Source organism: Streptococcus suis, from assembly GCF_016743335.1.
Classification (GTDB): Bacteria; Bacillota; Bacilli; order Lactobacillales; family Streptococcaceae; genus Streptococcus; species Streptococcus suis_Y.
On record NZ_WCJE01000082.1, the window covers coordinates 1 to 2,609 of the forward strand.

Annotated in this window: 3 protein-coding genes; all 3 read left to right on the top strand. The window is 46.1% G+C overall.

Annotated elements, in window-relative coordinates; translation table 11 throughout:
* Nucleotides 1-832, top strand: an 832-nt coding sequence (ylqF, locus tag F9856_RS11860) for a ribosome biogenesis GTPase YlqF (protein WP_236659625.1), incomplete at its 5' end; no start/stop codon positions are given.
* Nucleotides 819-1,592 (top strand): ribonuclease HII, encoded by a 774-nt coding sequence (locus tag F9856_RS11865; protein ID WP_202106717.1) that lies wholly within the window; start codon nt 819-821, stop codon nt 1,590-1,592. The genes ylqF and F9856_RS11865, both read left to right, overlap by 14 nt.
* Before the next feature lie 2 nt (nt 1,593-1,594).
* Nucleotides 1,595-2,602 (top strand): YdcF family protein, encoded by a 1,008-nt coding sequence (locus tag F9856_RS11870; protein ID WP_202106718.1) that lies wholly within the window; start codon nt 1,595-1,597, stop codon nt 2,600-2,602.
* Nucleotides 2,603-2,609: the final 7 nt, after the last annotated feature.

The window sequence follows — 2,609 nt, forward strand, 5'->3', positions numbered from 1 at the left end:
TCCGGGCCACATGTCAAAAGCTCGCAGGCAGGTGCAGGAGAACATCAAGCACGTTGATTTCGTGACCATTTTGGTCGATGCCCGCCTACCCCTATCCAGCCAAAACCCCATGCTGACCAAGATTGTCGGCGACAAGCCCAAGCTCATGATTCTCAACAAGGTCGATTTGGCAGACCCTGTCCGTACGAAAGAATGGCAGAGCTACTTTGAAGGTCAGGGTATTCGTACCCTTGCTATTAACTCAAAAGAACAAGCGACGGTGAAAAAGGTGACCGACGCAGCCAAGAGCCTTATGAAAGAGAAGATTGAACGCCTACGCCAAAGAGGTATTCAAAAAGAAACCTTGCGGACCATGATTATCGGTATTCCAAACGCTGGAAAATCCACTCTCATGAACCGTCTGGCTGGTAAAAAAATCGCTGTTGTCGGCAACAAACCAGGTGTGACTAAGGGTCAACAGTGGCTCAAGTCCAATAAAGACCTTGAAATCCTTGATACACCTGGGATTCTCTGGCCTAAGTTTGAGGACCAGGAAGTTGGACTTAAGTTGGCTCTGACTGGGGCTATCAAGGACCAACTTTTGCCTATGGACGAAGTGACTATTTTTGGTTTGGATTATTTCAAAGCCAACTACCCAGAACGTCTACAAGAGCGGTTCAAGGGCATGGATTTGGAGCAGGAAACGCCTGAACTCATCATGGACTGGACCAAGAAACTGGGCTTCCGTGATGATTATGATCGTTTTTACAATCTCTTTGTCAAGGACGTTCGAGACGGGCGTTTGGGCACCTATACATTGGACAAGGTGAGTGACTTAGATGGCAACGATTAAGGAAGTGACTGCTCTGCTGACTCAGGTAGATAGTCTAGACAGCCCTGTCTGGGCGGACTTAGCTCAGGATGATCGAGCAGGGGTTCAGGTTGCCATCAAGAAACGCCGTAAGGAGCTGGAAAAAGAAGCGGCAGAAGATGTCCGCTTAGAAGCTATGCTATGTTACGAAAAAGCCCTTTATGAAAATGGGGTGGAGTTCATTGCTGGAATCGACGAAGTCGGCCGAGGGCCTCTAGCAGGTCCTGTGGTGGCAGCGGCGGTCATCTTGCCCAAAGGGTGCAAAATCCGCTACCTCAACGACTCCAAAAAAATCCCTAAGTCCAAGCACGAAGCCATCTACCAAGAAGTCATGGAGCGAGCGGTAGCAGTCGGTGTGGGAATAAAAGATGCAGCTGTCATTGACCAGGTCAATATCTACGAGGCAACCAAGTTAGTCATGTTGGAAGCTTTGGGGCAGTTGAGCCAAGAGCCTGAACACCTTTTGATAGACGCTATGAAGTTGGATACGCCCATACCGCAAACTTCCATCATCAAGGGAGATGCCAATAGCCTGTCTATCGCAGCAGCTTCAATCGTTGCCAAGGTGACGCGGGATAAGATGATGGCGGACTATGACAAGGAGTTCGCTGGCTATGGCTTCGCCAAGAATGCTGGCTATGGAACGGCAGAGCATTTGGAAGGATTGAACAAGTTAGGCATCACGCCCATTCACCGTAAGACCTTTGAGCCCATTAAGTCAATGCTAGCAGGGGGAAACTAGTCTTGATAGTCTTTTTCTGGTTATTTTTAGCGGCTATCGGTCTATTTGCTCTCGTCTATTTCTGGGAGCGACGGTCGATTTTTATCTCCCTATTTGCCTTGAACATCCTGGTCTGGGCCTTGGCTTGGATTGTTTCAACAGGTATTTTAGAAAATAACGAAATCTTGCGGTTATTGGCAATCGCTCTGGCAATGGTATTGGCTCTAGCCTTCTTAAGTGGTCCATTTGTCTTGCTGATTACCCTCTATCTGAACGGTTTTCGGATTTTGAAGCGAGAAGGTGTCCGTTTTCATAACTTTTTATCGTTAGGATTGGCTTTCGGCTTAACTTTTTATCTCTTTATCGCGCCGACTGTAGCAAGCTCCCTTTCTGGTATCAGTTTTTTCAATATGGTGTTTGTCTATGTTGGATTTTTAGTGTCCTATGCTATTATCATCAGCATGCTTTATACGACATCTAGCTTTGTCAATTTGGTCAATCTTTTCCCAGGCAAGCTTGATTATGTAGTGGTCTTAGGTGCTGGCTTGATTGGTGACAAGGTGACGCCACTCTTGACTTCGCGGATTGACAAAGGCATAGCGATTTATCAGAAGCAACCTGGCAGTAAGCTCATCATGTCAGGCGGACAAGGTCCTGATGAAATAATAGCTGAAGGTCAAGCTATGGCAAATTATGCCTTGGAGAAAGGAGTGCCTGCTGAAGACATTCTCATCGAAAACCAATCGACCAATACAGAAGAAAATTTGAAATACTCCTATACCTTGATGAAACCAGGCAGTCGATTTGCACTTGTAACCAATTACTATCATGTTTTCAGAGCTCTGCTATTGGCCCGGAAACTGAAAATCAAATGTATCGGCTATGGCGCCAAAACCAAATTTTACTTTAGCCTTAATGCCTTCATTCGTGAATTTGTAGGTTATGTGGTCATGAGCCGAAAGACGCATTTGGTATTTTTGGGCATCGTGTCAGTTCTTTACTTGCTTGGCATGATAGTTAGTTTAATGTAGTAAAAAC

Excerpts from the sequence above, each read along its gene's own strand:
- F9856_RS11865 (WP_202106717.1), top strand. The coding sequence starts at position 819 with ATGGCAACGATTAAGGAAGTGACTGCTCTGCTGACTCAGGTAGATAGT.